At 67.0% G+C, this 19358-nt stretch carries 22 protein-coding genes; 13 read left to right on the top strand and 9 right to left on the bottom strand.

Annotation, left to right across the window (positions count from 1 at the left end):
* Positions 1 to 33: 33 nt before the first annotated feature.
* The gene (locus M0208_RS14300) at positions 34 to 1362 is read right to left on the bottom strand and encodes an amidohydrolase family protein (protein ID WP_258892343.1); all 1329 of its coding nucleotides are present in this window, start codon (positions 1360 to 1362) and stop codon (positions 34 to 36) included.
* A gap of 17 nt (positions 1363 to 1379) precedes the next feature.
* Positions 1380 to 1670 (bottom strand): DUF1244 domain-containing protein, encoded by a 291-nt coding sequence (locus tag M0208_RS14295; protein ID WP_258892342.1) that lies wholly within the window; start codon positions 1668 to 1670, stop codon positions 1380 to 1382.
* 73 nt (positions 1671 to 1743) lie between these two features.
* On the opposite strand from M0208_RS14295, the gene pyk reads away from it, so the two are divergent.
* Positions 1744 to 3198, top strand: coding sequence for a pyruvate kinase (gene pyk, locus M0208_RS14290; protein WP_258892341.1), 1455 nt, complete (start codon positions 1744 to 1746; stop codon positions 3196 to 3198).
* Here pyk and M0208_RS14285 read toward each other — a convergent pair.
* Genes M0208_RS14285 through ykgO form a run of 4 tightly spaced genes read right to left on the bottom strand, consistent with a single transcriptional unit; the run spans position 3189 to position 4755 of the window.
* Positions 3189 to 3578 carry a type II toxin-antitoxin system VapC family toxin gene (locus tag M0208_RS14285; RefSeq protein WP_258892340.1) on the bottom strand — a complete coding sequence of 130 codons (390 nt, stop codon included), beginning with the start codon at positions 3576 to 3578 and terminating at the stop codon, positions 3189 to 3191. The two genes, pyk and M0208_RS14285, sit on opposite strands and share 10 nt — an antisense overlap.
* A gap of 2 nt (positions 3579 to 3580) precedes the next feature.
* Positions 3581 to 3874, bottom strand: a complete 294-nt coding sequence (locus M0208_RS14280) for a type II toxin-antitoxin system Phd/YefM family antitoxin (protein ID WP_258892339.1) — start codon at positions 3872 to 3874, stop codon at positions 3581 to 3583.
* 42 nt (positions 3875 to 3916) lie between these two features.
* Positions 3917 to 4573: an HAD family phosphatase gene (locus M0208_RS14275; protein ID WP_258892338.1), complete on the bottom strand. Its 657-nt coding sequence runs from the start codon at positions 4571 to 4573 to the stop codon at positions 3917 to 3919.
* A 56-nt stretch (positions 4574 to 4629) separates the two neighbouring features.
* On the bottom strand, positions 4630 to 4755 hold the full coding sequence (gene ykgO / locus M0208_RS14270; RefSeq protein WP_003046794.1) for a type B 50S ribosomal protein L36: 126 nt from the start codon (positions 4753 to 4755) through the stop codon (positions 4630 to 4632).
* 135 nt (positions 4756 to 4890) lie between these two features.
* On the opposite strand from ykgO, the gene M0208_RS14265 reads away from it, so the two are divergent.
* The 4 genes from M0208_RS14265 to gpmA are packed head-to-tail and all read left to right on the top strand — an operon-like array spanning position 4891 to position 7744.
* Positions 4891 to 5487 carry a hypothetical protein gene (locus tag M0208_RS14265; protein WP_258892337.1) on the top strand — a complete coding sequence of 199 codons (597 nt, stop codon included), beginning with the start codon at positions 4891 to 4893 and terminating at the stop codon, positions 5485 to 5487.
* Positions 5484 to 6593: a M14-type cytosolic carboxypeptidase gene (locus M0208_RS14260; RefSeq protein ID WP_258892336.1), complete on the top strand. Its 1110-nt coding sequence runs from the start codon at positions 5484 to 5486 to the stop codon at positions 6591 to 6593. The genes M0208_RS14265 and M0208_RS14260 overlap by 4 nt, the downstream gene beginning before the upstream one ends.
* Positions 6593 to 7057: a GNAT family N-acetyltransferase gene (locus M0208_RS14255; protein ID WP_258892335.1), complete on the top strand. Its 465-nt coding sequence runs from the start codon at positions 6593 to 6595 to the stop codon at positions 7055 to 7057. Before M0208_RS14260 ends, M0208_RS14255 begins: the two co-directional genes overlap by 1 nt.
* Positions 7058 to 7744 (top strand): 2,3-diphosphoglycerate-dependent phosphoglycerate mutase, encoded by a 687-nt coding sequence (gpmA, locus tag M0208_RS14250; RefSeq protein WP_258892334.1) that lies wholly within the window; start codon positions 7058 to 7060, stop codon positions 7742 to 7744.
* A gap of 4 nt (positions 7745 to 7748) precedes the next feature.
* Here gpmA and M0208_RS14245 read toward each other — a convergent pair whose 3' ends face one another.
* On the bottom strand, positions 7749 to 8351 hold the full coding sequence (locus tag M0208_RS14245; RefSeq protein WP_258892333.1) for a hypothetical protein: 603 nt from the start codon (positions 8349 to 8351) through the stop codon (positions 7749 to 7751).
* Between the two features lie 105 nt (positions 8352 to 8456).
* Between M0208_RS14245 and purE the strand changes: the two genes are divergently transcribed.
* Together purE and M0208_RS14235 are read left to right on the top strand one after the other, a co-directional pair.
* A complete protein-coding gene (gene purE, locus M0208_RS14240; protein ID WP_258892332.1) occupies positions 8457 to 8933 on the top strand; it encodes a 5-(carboxyamino)imidazole ribonucleotide mutase in 477 nt (158 codons plus the stop codon).
* Positions 8930 to 9997, top strand: a complete 1068-nt coding sequence (locus M0208_RS14235; RefSeq protein WP_258892331.1) for a 5-(carboxyamino)imidazole ribonucleotide synthase — start codon at positions 8930 to 8932, stop codon at positions 9995 to 9997. The genes purE and M0208_RS14235 overlap by 4 nt, the downstream gene beginning before the upstream one ends.
* A 99-nt stretch (positions 9998 to 10096) precedes the next feature.
* Here M0208_RS14235 and M0208_RS14230 read toward each other — a convergent pair whose 3' ends face one another.
* Positions 10097 to 10393, bottom strand: a complete 297-nt coding sequence (locus tag M0208_RS14230; RefSeq protein ID WP_258892330.1) for a hypothetical protein — start codon at positions 10391 to 10393, stop codon at positions 10097 to 10099.
* A gap of 9 nt (positions 10394 to 10402) precedes the next feature.
* The gene (locus tag M0208_RS14225; protein WP_258892329.1) at positions 10403 to 13216 is read right to left on the bottom strand and encodes a pitrilysin family protein; all 2814 of its coding nucleotides are present in this window, start codon (positions 13214 to 13216) and stop codon (positions 10403 to 10405) included.
* 118 nt (positions 13217 to 13334) lie between these two features.
* On the opposite strand from M0208_RS14225, the gene M0208_RS14220 reads away from it, so the two are divergent.
* From M0208_RS14220 to M0208_RS14195, 6 genes are all read left to right on the top strand, one after another.
* Positions 13335 to 13787, top strand: a complete 453-nt coding sequence (locus tag M0208_RS14220) for a MarR family winged helix-turn-helix transcriptional regulator (protein WP_258892328.1) — start codon at positions 13335 to 13337, stop codon at positions 13785 to 13787.
* Entirely contained in the window at positions 13787 to 15190 is a 1404-nt protein-coding gene (locus M0208_RS14215) for an efflux transporter outer membrane subunit (RefSeq protein WP_258892327.1), read from the top strand. The genes M0208_RS14220 and M0208_RS14215 overlap by 1 nt, the downstream gene beginning before the upstream one ends.
* Positions 15187 to 16371 (top strand): efflux RND transporter periplasmic adaptor subunit, encoded by a 1185-nt coding sequence (locus tag M0208_RS14210; protein ID WP_408988103.1) that lies wholly within the window; start codon positions 15187 to 15189, stop codon positions 16369 to 16371. Before M0208_RS14215 ends, M0208_RS14210 begins: the two co-directional genes overlap by 4 nt.
* On the top strand, positions 16372 to 17934 hold the full coding sequence (locus tag M0208_RS14205; RefSeq protein WP_258892326.1) for a DHA2 family efflux MFS transporter permease subunit: 1563 nt from the start codon (positions 16372 to 16374) through the stop codon (positions 17932 to 17934).
* Between the two features lie 70 nt (positions 17935 to 18004).
* A complete protein-coding gene (locus M0208_RS14200) occupies positions 18005 to 19096 on the top strand; it encodes an acyl-CoA dehydrogenase family protein (RefSeq protein WP_258892325.1) in 1092 nt (363 codons plus the stop codon).
* A 130-nt stretch (positions 19097 to 19226) separates the two neighbouring features.
* Complete coding sequence (locus tag M0208_RS14195; protein ID WP_258892324.1) at positions 19227 to 19355, top strand: hypothetical protein; 129 nt, start codon at positions 19227 to 19229, stop codon at positions 19353 to 19355.
* Positions 19356 to 19358 lie beyond the last annotated feature (3 nt).

Genomic DNA, 19358 nt, shown 5'->3' with positions numbered 1-19358 from the left:
GCGTCTAAGCCAGCGTCACGCGCCGCTCAAGCGTTACTCGGTGAGCGGTTTGGCGATCTGCCCCCGATGCATGACGAACGACACCTTTTTCAACCGCTCCACGTCCTCCAGCGGCGATCCGTCGACCGCGATGATGTCGGCCGCCTTGCCCGGTGCGATCGTGCCGACCGTCGCCTCCTGCCCCAGCACGTCGGCCGCGACGACGGTCGCGGCGCGGATCGTTTCCGCCGGGGTCATCCCGACGACGTTGACCAGCAACGCGAATTCCTCGGCGTTGCGGCCGTGCTTCGACACGCCGGTGTCGGTGCCGAACGCGATCTTCACACCCGCGCGATAGGCCTTGCGGTGGCTCGCCTGCATCGCTGCGGCTGCGGCCTCGGCCTTCGGGATCGTCGCGGGCGGCAGCGCCCCCGCGCGCGCCTGCGCCAGCGCGGCGACGGGCGCCATCTCGGTCGGAACCAGATACGCGCCAGTCTTTTTGAACAAGGCGATCGTCTCGTCGTCCAGGAAGCTGCCGTGTTCGATCGTGTCGGTCCCGGCCTCCAGCGCCGCCTTCGTGCCCTCCGCGGCGTGGCTGTGCGCGGCGACCTTGCGGCCCAGTTCGTGCGCGGTCGTCACGATCGCGCGCATCTCCTCGGGCGTGAAGGCGCGGCCGAGACCGCCCGAGACGTTCGACAGCACGCCGCCAGTGGCGGTGAATTTGATGACCTGCGCGCCGAGTCCGACCTGCCGCCGCACCGCGCGCCGGCAATCATCGGGTCCGTCGCAGGTGTTCTCGACCGTCGCCGCGACGGCATGGGCATAGGGTTCGGCCAGGCCATTCAGCGGATCGCCATGCCCGCCGGTCACCGAAATCGCGGTGCCCGCATTGACGATCGTCGGACCGTCGACGTCGCCGCGCTCGATCGCGTCGCGCAGCGCGCGGATGCCGCGCGGCTCCCCGCCCAGATCACGCACCGTCGTGAACCCGGCCATCAGCGTCGCGCGCGCATTGCCCGCACCGTACAGCACGTCATCGGCCTGTTCGTTATTCAGCGCGGTCAGCCGCGCGCGCATCGGATCGCCGCCGATGCCGAGCAGGTGGACGTGCAGGTCGATCAGGCCGGGCAGAACGAATTTCTTCGACAGGTCGACCAATGCCGCGCCCGCTTCGGCCGGGACCAGGCCGTCCCGAATCTCGGCGACCTTTCCGTCGCGCACGACGATCGTGCTTGGCCCCCGTGCCGTTTGACCCGGCCGGTCGAGCAATGCGCCTGCATGAATGAAGGTGACCTTGCCCGCCGCCGTTAAGGGCTGCTGCGCCTGTGCGAGTAGCGGGGCTGCGACGCCCAGCGAAAGCGCCGCAATGACCGATCGAACCATTGATACCCCCTTTGTTATCAGGCGTTCTTCTTCACGCTCTCCGCCATGCGCGCAAGCTGCTCCGGCGTCGCCTCGCCCTGATGATGCGTCTTCCACTCGGCATACGGCATCCCGTAGATCGCCTCGCGCGCGGCATCCTTGTCCAGGGCGCCCGCCTCGCCGATCCAGTCCGACAGGCAGTTGCGGCAGAACCCCGCCAGCCCCATCAGATCGACGTTCTGCGCGTCCTCACGGTGGCGCAGATGCCGCACCAGACGGCGAAAAGCGGCGGCGGCGGTTGCGTCGTCCAGCGTATCGATCGGGTCCATTTCTTCGCTCCAAGGTTGATCGAGGTCAGATAGCGGCTATGGCCACCGCGGCAACGCCCGAGGAACCGTTTACATGACGAAGGCCATCAGTCCCCGCTCGCGCAAGGTGCGTGTGCTCGCGACGCTGGGTCCGGCGAGCAGCACGCCCGAGATGATCGAGACGCTGTTCGAGGCGGGCGCGGACGCGTTCCGCGTCAACATGAGCCACGGCGACCAGCAATCGAAGGTCGCGGTGATCCAGGCGATCCGTGCGCTGGAGAAGAGCCTCGGACGTCCGTCGACGATCCTGGCCGATCTGCAGGGGCCAAAATTGCGCGTCGGGAAGTTCGATGGCGGACGGACGATGCTGGTGACCGGGGCGGCCTTCACACTGGACCGCGACAAGACGCCGGGCGACGCCACGCGGGTCGAGCTGCCGCACCGCGAGATCTTCGCCGCGATCGAACCCGGTGCGCGGCTGCTGCTCGACGACGGGAAGCTGGTGCTGCGCGTGATGGAGCATGACGCCGACCGCATCGTCACGCAGGTCGAGGTCGGCGGGGCGCTGTCCGACAACAAGGGGCTGAACGTCCCCGACGTCATCCTGCCGATGGCCGCGCTGACCGAAAAGGACCGCAGCGACCTGGCGTTCGCGGTCGATCAGGGGGTCGACTGGATCGCTTTGTCGTTCGTGCAGCGGCCCGAGGATCTGGCCGAGGCGCGGCTGCTCATCGGCGGCCGGGCGGCGCTGCTCGCCAAGATCGAGAAGCCCGCCGCGATCGAACGGCTGGAGGAGATCGTCGAGGCGTGCGACGGCGTGATGGTCGCGCGCGGCGATTTGGGCGTCGAACTCCCCCCGCAATCGGTGCCGCCGCTGCAGAAGCGCATCGTCGAAACCGCCCGCCGCCTCGGTCGCCCGGTGATCGTCGCGACGCAGATGCTCGAATCGATGATCAAGTCGCCCTCGCCGACCCGCGCAGAAGTGTCCGACGTGGCGACCGCGGTCTATGACGGCGCGGATGCGATCATGCTGTCGGCGGAAAGCGCGGCGGGCGACTGGCCGGTCGAATCGGTCGCGATGATGAACGCGATCGGCGAAGCGGTGGAACGCGATCCGATGCACGGCGACCGCATCCACTTCACCGTCACGCGCCCGGACCCGACCACCGCCGACGCGCTGGCCGAAGCCGCGAAGAACATCGCCGCGACCGTGTCGGCAAAGGCGATCATCTGCTTCACCACCAGCGGCTCCACCGCGCGCCGCATCGCGCGCGAACGCCCGTCGGTGCCGCTGCTGGTGCTGACGCCGAAGATCGACACAGCGCGCCGCCTTGGCATCCTGTGGGGCACGCACGCGGTCCATACGCGCGACGTCGATTCGTTCGAGGACATGGTCGCGAAGGCCAAACGCATGGCGCTGCGCCACCGCATCGTCGAAGCGGGCGACCGCGTGGTCATCATGGCGGGCGTGCCGTTCAAGACGCCGGGTTCGACCAACGTCCTGCATGTGGTGCGCATCGTCGGCGACGAGTTGAAGGGTTACGGCTGATACGCGAGCGGGTGACTGAATAGCTTGTCGTCACGCGTAACCAGCCGGGCGCGCAGCCGCTGCGCATGGACTAGCAGCATCTCGTCGAAAGGATCGTTGTGGACCAATGGCGCTTCCAGAACTGTCGTGCAGTCCAGCGGGTGCAAAGACGCGATTTCGACATTCTGCGCCTCGTAAAAGGCGGTTAGCGCGACGGGCCCGATCGCCAGGTCGGTGCGTCCCCGCCGCGCCTCCGCCATCGCCTTTGTCCGAACTTCCCAGATCGAAATCACCGAAAGAACAAGGTCGACCGACGGATCGACAAACAGCGCGCGTTCGCGGGCCGTTAGCAAAAGCTCATCCGTCGCCAGCCAGACCGCAATATGGGTGTCGAGCAGCAACCTCACCCGCGATACGGCTCCCAATCGTCATCGAGCCCCAGCGCCTCGCGGGAAAACGCCGGGTCGTCGAACGCGCGACGCCATTCTTCGTCAAGCGGATAGGCAGGCGGCTTGATCCCAAGGCGGGCGCGCGTTTGCGCGGCCTTCGTCCAGTCGATCCCGCCTTTGCGCACCTGCGGCGGACCGATCTCAGCAACCGGCTTGCCATTCTTGGTGATGGTCACGCGTTCGCCGCGTTCGGCGGCGGCTAGCGCGGTGGCGAATTGCGCACGGGCCTCGCGGACGGACAATTCCATGGGACGGCTCCTTGTGGACACCGTGTACACGATCCGCCAACGCTACTCAAGCAGTCCCAATTCAACAAAGCGCGCACGCAACGTCGCGGCATCGACAAAGCGTATACCGGTCATCCCCACCGCATCCGCACCGTCGACATTCTCCTGCCGGTCGTCGACGAACACCGCCTGCCGCGGCTCCAGCCCGAAGCGCTCCAGCGCAAGGCGGTAGATGGCGGGGTCGGGTTTCACCACCTGTTCGTCGCCCGACACCACGATGTCGCGGAAGCGACCGAAGAACGCCGCTTCCTGCGCGCGGAACGGGGCGAAGAACTCGCCCGAGAAATTGGTGATCGCGTACAGCGGCACGCCGCTCGCGTGCAGTTCGTCGACCAGCGCGGGCATCCCCGGCATCGGTCCCGGTATCTGTTCCGAGAAACATGGACCCCAGGCGGCGATGAGGTCGGCGTGTTCGGGATATTCGGCGCTCAGCTCGGCCGATGTCTCCGCAAAGGGCCGTCCCAAATCATGCTGGAAATGCCATTCGCGCGTGCAAACGTCGCGCAGGAACGCGTCGAGCGCCTCACCATCGGGGATGAGGCGCTCGTACAGGATCCGCGGATCCCAATCGTAGAGGACGTTGCCGATGTCGAAAACGACAGCGGCCGAAGCAATTGTCTTGGTCGCGGCACCGGCCCGCTCCCCCTCCCGACCGCCCACAGAATATCCTGAATGGGTGGTCGGGAGGGGGAGCGGGCCGGTGCCGCCCATAACAATCAGCCCTGGCGCGCCTTGAACCGGCGATTCGTCTTGTTGATGACGTAGGTGCGACCGCGACGGCGGATCACGCGGTTGTCGCGATGCCGGTCCTTGAGCGACTTGAGGCTGTTGCGGATCTTCATGAGGGGATTCGCTTCTTCGTGTTTCAGGTGATCTGGAAAGACGCGGCGGTTAGTGTCAGGGCGGTTCCAAGTCAAGCCGGACCCGGCGCGCACGCGGTGCGTTCGGTCACGTGAACAGCGAAGAGGTTGCGGGTGATGCGTAAGGTACTATCGATCGGATTGCTGGCGGCGGCGCTGTCGGCGTGCGCCACCGGCCCGTCGCGCTTTCCGGTGCAGGCGACGCGCTTCCACTATGATCCGATGGCGGCGCGCGGCACGATCCGGGTCGAGGCCCCGCCGAACGAGGAGGGCGTCGCCTTCCGCAGCTATGCCGCGGCGGTCGAGCGCGAACTGGCGCGGCTCGGCTACACGCCTGCCCCTGCAGGCGCGACGCCGCAATTCACCGCGACGGTGGGTTACACCCGCTCGCTCCAACCGCTCGCCCCGCGCCGTTCACCGGTGACGATCGGCCTTGGCGGCGGGGGCTTCAGCGGTGGACGCGGCGGTGGCGGCGTTGGGCTGGGCGGCGGGATCGGCTTTCCGCTGGGCAGCAGCCGCGGACGCGACGGGATCGCGACGAACCTGTCGGTCCGAATCCGGCAGGGCGCGGACGCGAAATGGGAGGGCGAAGCGCGCTCGCTGACCGACGCCGGCGCGCCCGACGCCGATCCCGATTCGGTCGCGGCGCGGCTGGCGGCGGCCTTGTTCGCGGACTTCCCCGGCGAGTCCGGGCGCACTATTGAGGTGAAATGACCCTATCGATCAACGCCGCTTTCGACGGCGGCAACATCCGCGTCATCGGCATCGACGGCGACATCGTGAACCTGGAGATCGTCCCCGATCACCAGAGCGATTTCTACCAATGGTTCTATTTCCGCGTCGCGGGCGCGGCGGGGCGTAGGCTGACCTTCCGCATCCTGAACGCGGGCAAATCGGCCTATCCGCTTGGCTGGCCCGGCTACAAGGCGCGCGCCTCGACCGATCGGCAGGCGTGGCGGATGATCGAGACGCGATACGAAGGCGAGGTGCTGGAGTTCGACTGGCCGGGCGACAGCGACCTGGTGTGGTTCGCCTATTTCGCGCCGTACACGATGGAGATGCACGCCGATCTGATCGCGCGCACGGCGCTGAAGCCGGGCGTCGAACACCGCGAGCTGGGCCTCAGTCTGGACGGTCAGCCGATCGATTACCTGCGTATCGGCAGCGGCAAGAAGCAGGTGTGGCTCTACGCGCGCCAGCATCCCGGCGAATCGATGGCCGAATATTGGATGGATGGCGCACTCGACTGGCTGACCAGCGACGCGGCGGCAGGATTGCTGGCGAAGGCGACGGTTCACATCGTTCCCAACATGAACCCCGACGGCACGCGCCGCGGGCATTTGCGCACCAACGCCGCGGGCGTGAACCTCAACCGCGAATGGCATTCGCCGAGCGACGAACGCAGCCCCGAGGTGAAGTGCGTGCTGGCCGCGATGGACGAAACCGGGGTCGATTTCGCGATCGACGTCCACGGCGACGAGGCGATCGCGGCGAACTTCATCGCCGGGTTCGAGGGCGTCCCGTCGTGGACCGACGTGCACGGCGAGAAATTCTATGAGTTCGGCCGCCGCCTTGCCGAGCGTACGCCCGATTTCCAGACCGAGAAGGGCTATCAGAAATCCGCCCCTGGCCGCGCGAACCTGTCGATGTCGACCAACCAGCTTGCCGAACGCTTCGGCGCGGTGTCGGTGACGCTGGAGATGCCGTTCAAGGACCACGATCCCAACCCCGACGCCGAACATGGCTGGTCGGGCGAGCGATCGGCGAAGCTGGCGGTCGCGTGTCTCGAAACGCTCGACGGGATGATGGACGTCATCTGATGGAGATGCGCGAGGGCATCTTCGACGATCCGCAGGTCGTTGCGCTGCTCACGCTCCATGCCGACGGGATGCTCGCGAATTCGCCGGTCGACAAATGCCATTTCCTCGATCTGTCGGGGTTGCAGGCGGCGGACGTGACGTTCTTCACCTTGTGGGATGGCGAGGCGCTCGTCGCGATGGGCGCGCTGCGGCGGCACGATGCCGAACTTGGCGAGATCAAGTCGATGCGCACGATCCCCGCCCGGCTCGGCGAGGGCCATGCCCGCACGATGCTGGCGCATATTGTCGTGACCGCCAAGCGAAGCGGACTTCGCCGCCTGAGCCTCGAAACCGGCTCTGGCGCACCGTTCGAACCCGCGCTTGCGCTGTATCGCAATCACGGCTTCGTCGCGTGCCCGCCGTTCGGCGACTATGTCGCGACCGATTTCAACCAGTTCATGTCGTTCGACCTCGAAGGAAATTGAATGCCAACCCTCGTCCTGATCCGCCACGGCCAGTCGTCGTGGAACCTCGAAAACCGCTTCACCGGCTGGTGGGACGTCGACGTGACCGAAAAGGGCGTGGCCGAGGCGAAGGCGGCGGGGGAGTTGATGGCGGCGAAGGGCCTCGATTTCGACCTGACCTTCACCAGTCTCCAGACGCGCGCGATCAAGACGCTCAATCTGGCACTGGAGGCGATGGGGCGGCTGTGGCTGCCGACCGAAAAGCATTGGCGATTGAACGAGCGGCATTATGGCGGGCTGACCGGGCTCGACAAAGCCGAAACCGCGGCGAAGCATGGCGACGAGCAGGTCCATGTCTGGCGTCGCAGCTTCGACATCCCGCCCCCCGCGATGGAAACGGGCAGCGATTTCGACCTGTCGAACGACCGCCGCTATGCCGGGATCGCCATCCCGCAGACCGAAAGCCTGAAGGACACGATCGCGCGCGTCCTGCCTTATTGGAACGATCGCATCGCGCCCGCGCTGCAGGATGGTCAGCGCGTCCTGATCAGCGCCCACGGCAATTCGCTCCGCGCGCTGGTGAAGCATCTGTCGAACATTCCGGACGACGAGATCACGTCGTTGGAAATCCCGACCGGGCAGCCGATCGTGTACGAACTCGACGACGCGTTGAATGCGACCGATCGCTATTATCTGAACGAACGATAGGCGCTCAGAGCAGGACGTCGGCGCTGCTGCTGATCAGAAGCAGGAGGTTGGCCGTCATCAGCATCGCGATGTTCAACCGCCGCCGCGCGATGAACAACAATGCGATCAGCAGCGCCAGGATGCCGATTCCGGATACTCCCGCGAGGATAGCCGCAGCGTCGCTCATCGGCGCGGAATCGACCGGGTCGGGGATCAGATTCTCGACCGCGATCTGCCCTGCGATCTGCATCAGATTGGCGGCCAGCACGCCGCCGATCACCAGCCGGTGCTGGCGATCGTAGAAATCGTCGAGATCGCGCCACTCGCCGGGCTCCGCCGGAAAGACCAATGTCGCGACCATATAATAAGTGCCGCAGATCGTCAGGATTCCGAACAAGGTCAGGAAATTGGCCTGCAACTGGTTGCGGAAATCGAACGCAAGCAGCCAGAAGCTGGTCAGGTCGAGCACGACGAACAGGCCGAGAAGCGGGGTCAGCCAGCCGGGCCGCGCCTCGTCGCGGGCGTTACGGCGATAGGCGAGCGTGCGCGAAAAGCCGCTTAATACCTCGGTTATCGCCAGCCCCAGCAACAGGCTGACGAACGCAAACACCAGATCGAACCCGCTCACCCCGCCGCCTCCCCCGATCGACCAATGCGCTGCCGCGTGTGGCGCGGCGGCGCGCCCCGCGCAACCGCAGTTGCCTCCCGCCCTTGCGCTCGCTAACCGCCGGAAATGGCGCACGTCGGCATCATCATGGGGTCACAGTCCGATTGGGACACGATGCGGCACGCCGCGGCGACGCTCGACGCGCTCGGCGTCGCGCATGAGGCGAAGGTCGTGTCCGCACATCGGACTCCGCAGCGGCTGTACGATTATGCGACCGGCGCGGCGGATCGCGGGCTGAAGGTCATTATCGCGGGTGCGGGCGGCGCGGCGCATCTGCCGGGGATGGCGGCGGCGATGACGCATCTGCCAGTGCTGGGCGTGCCGGTCGAATCGAAGGCGCTGAAGGGCATGGATAGCCTGCTGTCGATCGTCCAGATGCCGGGCGGCATCCCCGTCGGCACGCTCGCCATCGGTAAGGCAGGCGCGATCAACGCCGGACTGCTCGCCGCCGCGATCCTCGCGCTGTCGGACGGTGCGCTGACCGAACGGCTGAAAGCGTGGCGCGCGGCGCAGACGGACGGCGTGGCCGAAACGCCTGAATGACTCCCCTCCCCCCCGGCAGCACGATCGGCATCCTCGGCGGGGGGCAGCTCGGGCGGATGCTCGCGTCGGCCGCGGCGCAACTTGGGTATCGCACCCACGTCCTCGCGCCCGACAGTGAAAGCGTGGCGGCGCAGACCGCGTCGTCGCTAACCCGCGCGGATTATCACAACCGCATCGTGCTCGCCGATTTCGCCGCTCAGTGCGACGTGGTGACGTACGAATTCGAGAATATCGACGTCGCGCCGGTCGAATGGCTCGCCGCACGCGTGCCGGTCCATCCCTCCCCCGCCAGTCTGAAGATTGCGCAGGAACGCGTTGGGGAAAAGCGCTTCGTCGAACAGGTCGGCGGCACCCCCGCACGCTGGGCCGCGGTGGCGACACGTCAAGAACTCGACGACGCGATTGCGAGCGTCGGCACGCCAGCGGTCCTGAAGACGACGCGGATGGGCTATGACGGCAAGGGCCAGGTGCGCCTCCAAGCGCCAGACGACGCCGACGCCGCGTGGGACGCGATCCAAGGCCCCGCGGTGCTGGAGGCGTTCGTCGATTTCACGCACGAATTTTCCATCGTCCTCGTTCGCGACGTCGACGGCCGGATGGTCAGTTACCCGCCGCCGTGGAACGAGCACCACGACGCGATCCTGTCGCGCTCCACGCTGCCCGCTCCGGCCGAGATCGCGCAGCATTGGACGCAGGCGGCGGCACTGACCGGGCGGATCGCCGATGCGCTCGGGCATGTCGGGGTGCTGACGTGCGAGTTCTTCGCCACGCCCGACGGTCCGGTGTTCAACGAAATGGCGCCGCGGGTACATAATTCGGGGCATTGGACGATCGAGGGCGCGGTCACCTCGCAATTCGAAAACCACATCCGCGCGATCTGCGGGCTTCCGCTGGGGGACACCGCGCTGACCGCGGCGCAGGTCGAGATGGAGAATCTGATCGGCGACGATTGGGAACGCTGGCCCGACGTACTGGCCGAACCCGGCGCGCATCTGCACCTGTATGGGAAGCGCGAGGCGCGCGCGGGCCGCAAGATGGGGCATGTGACCCGGTTGCGGCGGTAGCCCGGATCGACACGGGGCAAAGCCCCGTGTCGTCAGTCGCCGCCGTGCGGCGCTGGCCGGTCGGGCACGTCCGCTGCGCGGACCGCCCGCGTAGCCGGGCTACGCGGTTCTCGTGCCCAACATCGGAAAACTCCCGAACGCCCCCGCGCCCACGGTGCCCGTCACCGTATCGCCATCGACCGTGGCGGTCATGTCGAGCGTCATCGGCATCGGCACGGTCATTTCCTGCTTCCACGCCAGCGTATCGCCGTCGACGGTGCCGGACACGTCGTTGGACCCCATCGCGCCCGAATTGGTGCCGGTGAAGGTCGCGCCGTCGCTTTTCACGGTCAGCGTCGATTTCTGGTCGCCCAGCGGCGATTTCACGATCACGTCGTAGGTGCCATCAACGGACATCGATCTCTCCTATCTCGCGTCCGCCACGGACGCTGCCGGCATGACCTCGACCGGCAGGCCAATGCTGTCAAGCTGCGGCCGGACGGTCTTCGCATCGCCAACGACCACCCACACAAACCGATCCGGCGCAAAAGTCGCGCGTGCCGCAGCGTCAAGCTGATCGCGGGTCAGCGCACGGTATTTCTGCGTGATCGTCGCATAATAATCGTCCGCGCGCTGGTACAGGTCGTTGCGCTGCATCGCGCCCAGCACGTCGCCCGAGGTTTCGAAATCCCCCGACAGCGACCGAGTCGCGCCCGTGATCGTGCGGTCGAACTCGGCTTGCGTCAGCGGCTTCGCCGTCACGAAATCCTTCACGTCCTGCCGGATCGCGGCGATCGACGCGCCGGTCTTGTCGGCCTGCACCGGCGCGTTGATGACATAGGGCGCGCCGAAGGCGTTGCGATAGAAGCTGCCATAGGCGCCGTACGACCAATGTTTCGTCTCGCGCAGGTCCATGTTGATCCGCCCGAGGAAATCGCCGCCCAGCGCATCGTTGACCGTGATCTGCGGCAGCAGTTCATCGGTCCCGACCAGCCCCGTGCGCAGTCCCCCCGACACGAGCGACTGCGGCGAATCCGGCCGGTCGATCAGCAATATCCGCGGCGCGGGCAGGCTGCGATCGGTGCGGAACACCTTCGTCCCCGCCGCACCGCTCGCGGTCCAGCCCGCAAACGCCGTGTCGAGCGCCGCCTTCACCTCGGCCAGCGGACGATCGCTGACGACGAACACCTTCGCCTTGTCGGGCCGCAGCCATGCCTGCTGGAACGCGACCAGATCGGCGCGCGTCAGCCGCTCGACCGCCGCCGCATCGCCGCTGCCGCGCGATTTCGCATAGGGATTGCCCGCACCGTACAGGATCGGCGGCAGCACGCGCTGCGCCAGGCCCTCGGGACTGGTCATCTCCTGCGCGATCTGCGTCAGTTGCTGGTTCTTGACCCGCGCCAGCTCGCTTTCCGGGAATGCCGGGTTGCGCGCGATGTCGGCGAAGATCGCCAGCGACGGCGTCAGATTGGCGCTGGGGCTGCGGAAGCTGAGCGTCGTGCGATCGGGCGTCGATCCCGTGGAGATGTCGAGCCCCAGCCGCTCCTTCGCCTCCGCCAGCTGGATCGAATCGAGCTTCGCCGTCCCCTCGTCGATCATCGCCCGCGTCAGTTGCTCGGTCCCGAGCGTGTCGGCCACGTCCGCCGCCACGCCCGCATCGAAGCTCAGCACCCCCTGCGTGATGGGCACCGTCGTGCGCTGCGCATAGATCAGCTCGACGCCGTTCGACAATTTCGTCCGCTCGACCTTCGGGAAGGTCAGCCCCGCGACCTCGCCGACGCCCGGCATCGCGCCGCGCGTGCCCTTCACCGGCGCGGGCGGCGCTTCGACCACCTTGGCGGGCGGCGGTGCGATCGCCTCGTCGTACTTGTCGCGCTCACCCTGCACGACCGTCAGGGTATAGGCGGGTCGCGTCAGCCACTTCCCCATCGCCGCCTTCACGGTCGCGGGCGTTTGCGCGGCGAGGAGCGCCAACCGCTTCTTGTAGAAGCCCGGATCGTCCGAATACAGCGCGCCCTCGGCCAGCGCGACCGCCTTGCCGTTCGATCCGCCGACCGATTCCAGCCCGCCGATGCGCCGCGACACATTGGAGGTGACGACCCGCGCGACCTCGTCCGCGGTCGGCCCGGTCTTCACGAAATCGGCGATGATCGCATCCAGCCGCTTCGCCACCAGTGCGGGATCGACGCCGGGCCGAACCACCGCCTGCACGTCGAATGTCCCGACCTGCGCATAGTCGCTATTGCTGGCCCCCACCTGCACCGCCAGTTTCTCGCGCTTGACCAGGATATTGTCGAGCCGTGAACTGGCGAGGCCGCCCAGCACGGACGCCGCGACGTCCAGCGGCACCGCATCCCTGTCGTTCAGCCCCGGCACCGCCCAACTTTTGACGATCAGCGGCGCGGCGACGCGGTCCTTCATCACCTCGGATTTTGGCGCAGCCAGCGTCGGCACCGATACGGTCGGCCGCACGCTTTTCGGCCCCGCCGGGATCGCGCCGAAATACTTCTCGGTCAGTCGCTTCGCGGTCGGAACGTCGATATCGCCCGCCAGCACCAGCACGGCATTGTTCGGCCCGTAATGATCCTTGAACCACGATTTCACGTCGCCCAGGCTCGCCGCATCCAGATCCGCCATCGAACCGATCGTGGTGTGGCCATATGGATGGCCGGCCGGGAACAGCCCTTCGATCAACTTGTATTCGATCAGCCCGTACGGCTGATTGTCCCCTTCGCGCTTCTCGTTCTGGACGACGCCGCGCTGCTCATCCAGCACGCCCTGCGTGATCGCGCCGGTCAGATACCCCATCCGGTCGCTTTCCAGGAAAAGCGCCCGGTCCAGCGCCGCGGTCGGCACGGTCTCGAAATAGTTGGTGCGATCGAAATATGTCGTGCCGTTCAAATCGGTCGCGCCGACCTGTTTCAGCGGTTCGAAGAAATCGCCCGGCGCATTCTCGCTGCCGTTGAACATCAGATGTTCGAATAGGTGCGCGAAGCCGGTCTTGCCCTTCGGTTCGTGCTTTGATCCGACATCGTACCATATGCTGAGCCCAACCACCGGCGCCTTCCGGTCGGTATGGACGACCACGCGCAAGCCATTCTTCAGCGTGAATTGCTCATATGGAATGTCCACCGCGCGGACGAGATCGGCGACCGGCGCGGGCTTTGGCGCGGGGACTTGCGCGAACGCAGGAGCGGCCAGCGCGATCACGGCCGCGCCGGAGAGGGTCAGCACACGCAAGGGGGAATACTCCTGAAACAATTGGCGCGCAGCTTAGCGTCAACGCACACGGCGTAAAGCGGGCAACGTTCAGACACATAAACTTGACGGCCCGCAGAATGGTTGCCAAGGCAACGACATGGCGCATTTCGACGAGTCCAACTTCTTTCCCGACACGTCACCGGGGTATCTCGTCCGCGTCATCAATCAACTCAGCATCGCCGGGATCGACCGCGTCTTCGCCGAAGAGGGCCTGACTGCTACGCAATGGATGGCGCTGGTGTCGATCCACTTCGGGTTCGGCGACACCGGCGCGGCGCTCGCGCGCAGCCTGGCGCACGACAAGGGCGCGATGACGCGGCTGATCGACACGATGGAGGCGCGCGGCTGGGTTCAGCGGACCCGCGGCGACGGCGACCGGCGGCTGGTCAAACTGTCGCTGACCGAGGCCGGGCTCGAGGTGGCGATGCATGCGCGGCGGCAGGTGATCGAATGCTGGAACGAGTGGCTCGCCGACTGGAGCGAGGATGAGGTGAAGGCGTTGCTCGTCACCTTGCACAAACTCCGCACCTCGCTGGAGGCGAAGACCTGATGCGCCGTCTCGCACCGTTCATCGCCGTGCTGCTGGTCGCCGGCTGCACACCGCCCGACACGCGCCCCGCGGTGACGCCGCGCGCGCCGGCCGATCTCGGGCTGAACGGTCCCCCCGCCCCCGCGATCGATGCGACCTGGTGGCGCGCGTTCGGCGATCCGCAACTCGACCGCATCGTCGCGGACGCGCTGTCCGGCAGCCCGACGCTCGACGCCGCATTGGCGCGCGTGCGTCAGGCGCAGGCGACGCTGGCCGCGCGCGATTCGGAAGATGCGCCGCAGGTCGCGTTCGACGGTAATGCGCAGATTTCGCGCCTGAGCGGCGAATCGACCATCCCGCCGCCGTTCCGCGGCACGGTCCGGTCGCAGGGCAATCTCCAGGCCGGACTCAACTGGAACCTCGACCTGTTCGGGCGGCAGAAGGCCGCGATCGAGGGCGCGCGGGCATCGGTCGATGCGGCGCGGCTGGATGCGGCGGCGGCGCGGCTGATGCTCGCCGGGTCGGTCGTCCAGACCTATGCCGAACTCGCGCGCGCCGAACGCCAAGGCGCGATCGCCACGCGTACGATCGCCACGCGCCAGCGCTCCGCGCGGCTGGTCGATGTGCGCCTGCGCAACCGGCTGGCCAGCAAGCTGGATGTGCAGGCGGCGGGCACATTGGTGGCGCAGGCGCGCGTCGCCCTGGTGCGCGCTGAGGCCGCAAGGTCGCTCGCGGCCAATGCGCTCGCCGCGCTTGCCGGGCGCGGTGCGGACTATCCCGCGACGATCGGCGCGACCGATCTGAGCGCTGCACCCGCGCTGGCGCTGCCCGCCACGATCCCCGCCGACCTGCTCTCACGCCGCGCCGATATCGCCGCGGCGCAGGCGCGGATCGCTGCGGCAGCGGCGGGACGGCAGGTCGCGCGGCGGGCTTTCTATCCCAACATCAACCTGACCGCGCTCGTGGGGTTGCAGGCGGTAGGCCTGCAAAATCTGTTCGACATCAACGCCGGTACCGCCGGTTCCGGCGCGGCGATCCATCTGCCGATCTTCGACGGCGGGCGGTTGAAGGCCGACCTTGCGGGGGCGGACGCCGCGCTCGACCTCGCCATCGCCGACTATAACCGCATCGTGGTGGGCGCAGTGCGTGAAGCCGCAGATGCCGTCGCTCAGATCGGCGCGACAGACGCCGAACGCGCGCGGCAGGCAGACGTCGTACGCGGCTACGCCGAAACCGCGCGCCTCAACGCGGTGCGCGTCTCCAGCGGACTCGATTCGCGGCTCGCCGGGATCGACAACGACGTGCGCCAGCTGGAGGCCGAACAGGCCGCCGCCAACCTCGCCACCGACGCGCTGTCGCGCCGCGCTGCCCTCGCGGTCGCGCTCGGCGGCGGCTTCGATCCCTCCCGGAACCTCACGCCATGAACGATATGACGGTCAAGGATCGCGACATGACCGCGCGAACCGCTGCACCGGGCCAGCAGCGCGGCAATCCTGCACTCCGCAAGCGCCTCTTGCTGATCCTCGGCGTCGTGGTGCTGATCGGCGCGATAGTCTGGGCGGTGTTCCATTTCCTGCTCGCCGCGCCGCAGGAGGAAACCGACGACGCTTATGTCGCGGGCGATGTCGTCGCGATCACCGCGCGTGATCCCGGCAACGTACTGCGGCTCCACGCCGACAATACGCAGAGCGTGACGGCGGGCCAGCCGCTGATCGATCTCGATCCGCTGACCGCCGACGTGAACCTGGCTGCGGCCGAAGCTGACCTGGCGCGCGCCGTCCGCAGCACGCGCGCCGACTTCTCCCGCGTCAACGAAAGCGGCGCAGCGCTGGGGCAGGCGCGCGCGCAATTGGCCGCCGCGCAGGCCGACTACACCCGCCGCCGCGGCGCTGCGGCCGAGGGCGCGGTGTCGGGCGAGGAACTCGCGCACGCCGCCGATCAGGTCACCGTCGCACGCGCCGCGCTGCGCCTCGCCGAAAGCCAGCAGGCGCAGACCCGCAGCACCGTCTCGGGCACCAGCGTCTCCACCAACCCCGCGGTGATGACCGCGATCGCCGCCTATCGCCGCGCCGCGATCGCGCGCAGCCACATGCACGTCACCGCCCCGATCGATGGCGTGATCGCGCAGCGCACGGTGCAGGTCGGCCAACAGATCGCGGCAGGCGCCCCACTCATGGCGATCGTCCCGATGACGCGCCTGTGGGTCGACGCGAATTTCCGCGAGACGCAGTTGAAGGACGTCCGCATCGGCCAGCCCGCGACCGTGGTGGCCGACATGTACGGCGACGACGTGGTCTATCACGGCCGCGTCGTCGGCCTGGCGGCGGGCAGCGGCAACGCCTTCGCATTGCTCCCGCCGCAGAACGCCAGCGGCAACTGGATCAAGATCGTCCAGCGCGTCCCCGTCCGCATCGCGCTCGATCCGCAGGAGCTGATGGCCAACCCATTGCGCGTCGGCCTGTCGGTTGCAGCGACCGTGGACACGTCGACCCGGTCCGGCCCACGCCTCGCCAGCCCGGCGACGACGCCATACCGTGGAAACACCGATACGTCGGACCCCGAAGTCGAAGCCCGCATCCGCCAGATCATCGCAGCGAACCGCTAAGTGGCGTCCGCCGCTGTTCCAGCGTCCAATGGAGCATCGGGCACCGGCCCGCTGACCGGCGCCCGCCTCGCGCTCGTCGCGTTCGCGCTCGCGCTCGGCACGTTCATGATGGTGCTCGATACGACGATCGCGAACGTGTCGCTGCCGACGATCGCCGGCAATCTGGGCGTGTCGTCGGACAATTCGACCTGGATCATCACCGCCTTCGCGGTCGCCAATGGAATCTCCGTGCCGCTGACCGGCTGGCTGATGCGACGGTTCGGCGTGGTGCGCGTCTTCTGCACCTCGCTGATGCTGTTCACGATCGCATCGTTCCTGTGCGGCATCGCGTGGAACCTCCCTTCGCTGATCGCCTTCCGCATCCTGCAAGGCGCGGTCGCGGGGCCGATGATGCCGGGCAGCCAGGCGCTGCTGATCTCGGTCTTTCCGGTGGCCAAACGATCGACCGCGATCGGCATCTGGTCGATGACCACGCTGGTCGGACCGATCATGGGGCCGGTGCTGGGCGGCGTGATCTCCGACAATTATCACTGGAGCTGGATTTTCCTGATCAATGTGCCGTTCGGCATCTTCGCCGCGCTGATCTGCTGGACCAATCTGCGCAGCCGCGAAACGCCGACCGCGAAGCTGCCGATCGATACCGTTGGGCTGGGGCTGCTGATCCTGTGGGTCGGGGCGCTGCAGATCATGCTAGACCTCGGCAAGAACGCCGACTGGTTCGCTAACCCCGCGATGGTCGCACTGGCGGTGATCGCCGCGATCGGGTGCGTCGCTTGGCTGATCTGGGAGCTGACCGATGCGCATCCGATCGTCGATCTGACCCTTTTCAAACAGCGAAATTTCCTGATCGGCAACCTCGCCTTCTGCCTCGGTTACGCGGTGTTTTTCGCCAACATCCTGCTGCTGCCGTTGTGGCTGCAGACGCAGCTTGGCTACAATGCGACATGGGCCGGGCTGGTCGCGATGCCCAGCGGCATCCTGGCGGTTGCGCTGACGCCGCTGGTCGCGCGGCTGTCCGGGCGGATCGACGCCCGCATCCTGGCGACCGTCGCCTTCGTCAGCTTTGCGACGAGCTACTGGATGCGATCGAATTTGACGACCACCGCCAGCTTCACCGATTTCCTGTGGCCGATGCTGGTGCAGAGCATCGCGATGAGCACCTTTTTCCTCGCCATGCTCACGATCTCGCTCGATCGAATCCCGCCCGAACGCCTGCCGTCGGCGACCGGCATCGCCAATTTCGCGCGGATCACCGCGGGATCGTTCGCCGCGTCGCTGATCACCACCGGCTGGGACCGGCGCGAGGCGATCCACCAGTCGCGGCTGGCCGAGGCGGTCGGATCGGGCGCGCCATATCAGATGGCGGCCGACACGCTCCAGTCGTTCGGGCTGACCGCGACGCAGGCGGCGGGGGCGATCACGCGGCAGATGGTGGGGCAGGCATATCTGCTCGCCTCGACCGATCTGTTCCGGCTCTCGGCATGGCTGTGCGTTGCACTGATTCCGCTGGTCTGGGTCTGTCGCCGCCCCTCCCCGTCGGGCGCACCAATCGCGGCGGACTGACTTGCGCGAGGCCGGGTCCGCTCGCATAGCCGTTTAAGCGACCCGGCTTAACCGGGCGGGGAGAGCGGCGATGGATTTCAGCCTGAGCGACGAACAGGCCATGCTGCGCGACAGCGTGACACGCTATCTCGCGGACCATCCGTTCGACCCGAAACGGAAGCGCGACGATGTGGCGATGTGGCGCGATTTTGCTGTCCGGCTCGGCATCCTCGGCGCGGCGCTGCCCGAATCCGCTGGCGGGTTCGGCGGCGGCGCGGTCGAGACGATGATCGTGATGGAGGCGCTGGGCGAGGCGTTGGTGACCGCGCCGTATCTGGAAACCGTCGTGATCGCGGGCGGGCTGCTGAAACGCTTGCCGGGCGAACGTGCCGCGTCGCTGCTGGCGAAGATCGTGAATGGCGAAGCAACGGTCGCGCTGGCCGCGTTCGAGGCCGGGGGCCGTCATGCGCTCGAAGCCGTCACGACGACCGCCGCAGCGGACGGTAATGGGTGGGTATTGAACGGCACGAAGGCGGTGATCGTCGGCGCGCCTGCCGCAGACCATTTGCTGATCACCGCGCGCACTGCCGACGGGCTGTCGCTCTTTCTCGCCGACCGCGACGCGACTGGGCTGACGCGCCACGACTATCGCCTGATCGACGATCGTCCGGCGGCCGATGTGACCCTCCACAACGTTCGCGCCGTCCTGCTCGGTGATGACGGCGGCGCGCTGCCGCTGCTCGAGCAGGTCCGCGATGAGGCGATCGCCGCGCTGTGCGCAGAGGCGGCGGGGGTGATGAAACGGATGCTCGCCGACACGGTCGCCTACACCAAGGAGCGCAAGCAGTTCGGTCAGCCGTTATCCAGCTTCCAGGCGCTCCAGCACCGCATGGTCGATATGTTTATGGCGGTCGAGCAAGCCACATCCGCGGCATATCTGGCGACGCTCAACCTCAACGTCGACGCCACCACACGCACCCGCGCAATCGCAGCGGCGAAGGCGACCGTATCCGACGGCATCCGCTTCGTCGGACAGAATGCGGTGCAACTGCATGGCGCGATGGGCATGACCGACGAACTGGCGGTCGGCCACTATTTCAAACGCGCGACCGTGATCGAACAACAGTTCGGCGCGGCGGACCATCATATAAAACGGTACGTCGCACTCGCACAAGCGAGCTGACTTGCGAGCTCGGGGTGACCCCCGCCGTACAGTCGTCATCATGAATTACGTAATTTTCGTATTTCATTAAGGATAACGGTTTATTCCGGTCATCGGCGTCGCAGCTTGAACCAATCATGGGAGACAGCCGATGATCGCATTTCTGAAACGCCTGTTCGACCGGCGTCCTCTGCTGCTGGCCACGCCATCCGATGCGCTCGACCGCACGCACGAGTTGCTCGAGATGCTGCGCGACATGGACCGGATCGACTTTCGCTGAAGT

The organism is Sphingomonas sp. SUN019 (genome assembly GCF_024758705.1).
Lineage (GTDB): Bacteria > Pseudomonadota > Alphaproteobacteria > Sphingomonadales > Sphingomonadaceae > Sphingomonas.
Note: the sequence above shows the minus strand (reverse complement) of the source record. Positions and strands in the feature narration are given on the sequence as shown.

Bases quoted from the DNA above. Each gene is read 5' to 3' on its own strand.
- M0208_RS14255 (WP_258892335.1), top strand. From the start codon at position 6,593: ATGGAGATGCGCGAGGGCATCTTCGACGATCCGCAGGTCGTTGCGCTG.
- M0208_RS14195 (WP_258892324.1), top strand. From the start codon at position 19,227: ATGATCGCATTTCTGAAACGCCTGTTCGACCGGCGTCCTCTGCTGCTG.
- gpmA (WP_258892334.1), top strand. From the start codon at position 7,058: ATGCCAACCCTCGTCCTGATCCGCCACGGCCAGTCGTCGTGGAACCTC.
- M0208_RS14260 (WP_258892336.1), top strand. From the start codon at position 5,484: ATGACCCTATCGATCAACGCCGCTTTCGACGGCGGCAACATCCGCGTC.
- M0208_RS14230 (WP_258892330.1), bottom strand. From the start codon at position 10,393: ATGTCCGTTGATGGCACCTACGACGTGATCGTGAAATCGCCGCTGGGC.
- M0208_RS14210 (WP_408988103.1), top strand. From the start codon at position 15,187: ATGAACGATATGACGGTCAAGGATCGCGACATGACCGCGCGAACCGCT.
- M0208_RS14280 (WP_258892339.1), bottom strand. From the start codon at position 3,874: ATGGAATTGTCCGTCCGCGAGGCCCGTGCGCAATTCGCCACCGCGCTA.
- M0208_RS14235 (WP_258892331.1), top strand. From the start codon at position 8,930: ATGACTCCCCTCCCCCCCGGCAGCACGATCGGCATCCTCGGCGGGGGG.
- ykgO (WP_003046794.1), bottom strand. From the start codon at position 4,755: ATGAAGATCCGCAACAGCCTCAAGTCGCTCAAGGACCGGCATCGCGAC.
- pyk (WP_258892341.1), top strand. From the start codon at position 1,744: ATGACGAAGGCCATCAGTCCCCGCTCGCGCAAGGTGCGTGTGCTCGCG.
- M0208_RS14215 (WP_258892327.1), top strand. From the start codon at position 13,787: ATGCGCCGTCTCGCACCGTTCATCGCCGTGCTGCTGGTCGCCGGCTGC.
- purE (WP_258892332.1), top strand. From the start codon at position 8,457: ATGGCGCACGTCGGCATCATCATGGGGTCACAGTCCGATTGGGACACG.
- M0208_RS14295 (WP_258892342.1), bottom strand. From the start codon at position 1,670: ATGGACCCGATCGATACGCTGGACGACGCAACCGCCGCCGCCGCTTTT.
- M0208_RS14200 (WP_258892325.1), top strand. From the start codon at position 18,005: ATGGATTTCAGCCTGAGCGACGAACAGGCCATGCTGCGCGACAGCGTG.
- M0208_RS14300 (WP_258892343.1), bottom strand. From the start codon at position 1,362: ATGGTTCGATCGGTCATTGCGGCGCTTTCGCTGGGCGTCGCAGCCCCG.
- M0208_RS14265 (WP_258892337.1), top strand. From the start codon at position 4,891: ATGCGTAAGGTACTATCGATCGGATTGCTGGCGGCGGCGCTGTCGGCG.
- M0208_RS14220 (WP_258892328.1), top strand. From the start codon at position 13,335: ATGGCGCATTTCGACGAGTCCAACTTCTTTCCCGACACGTCACCGGGG.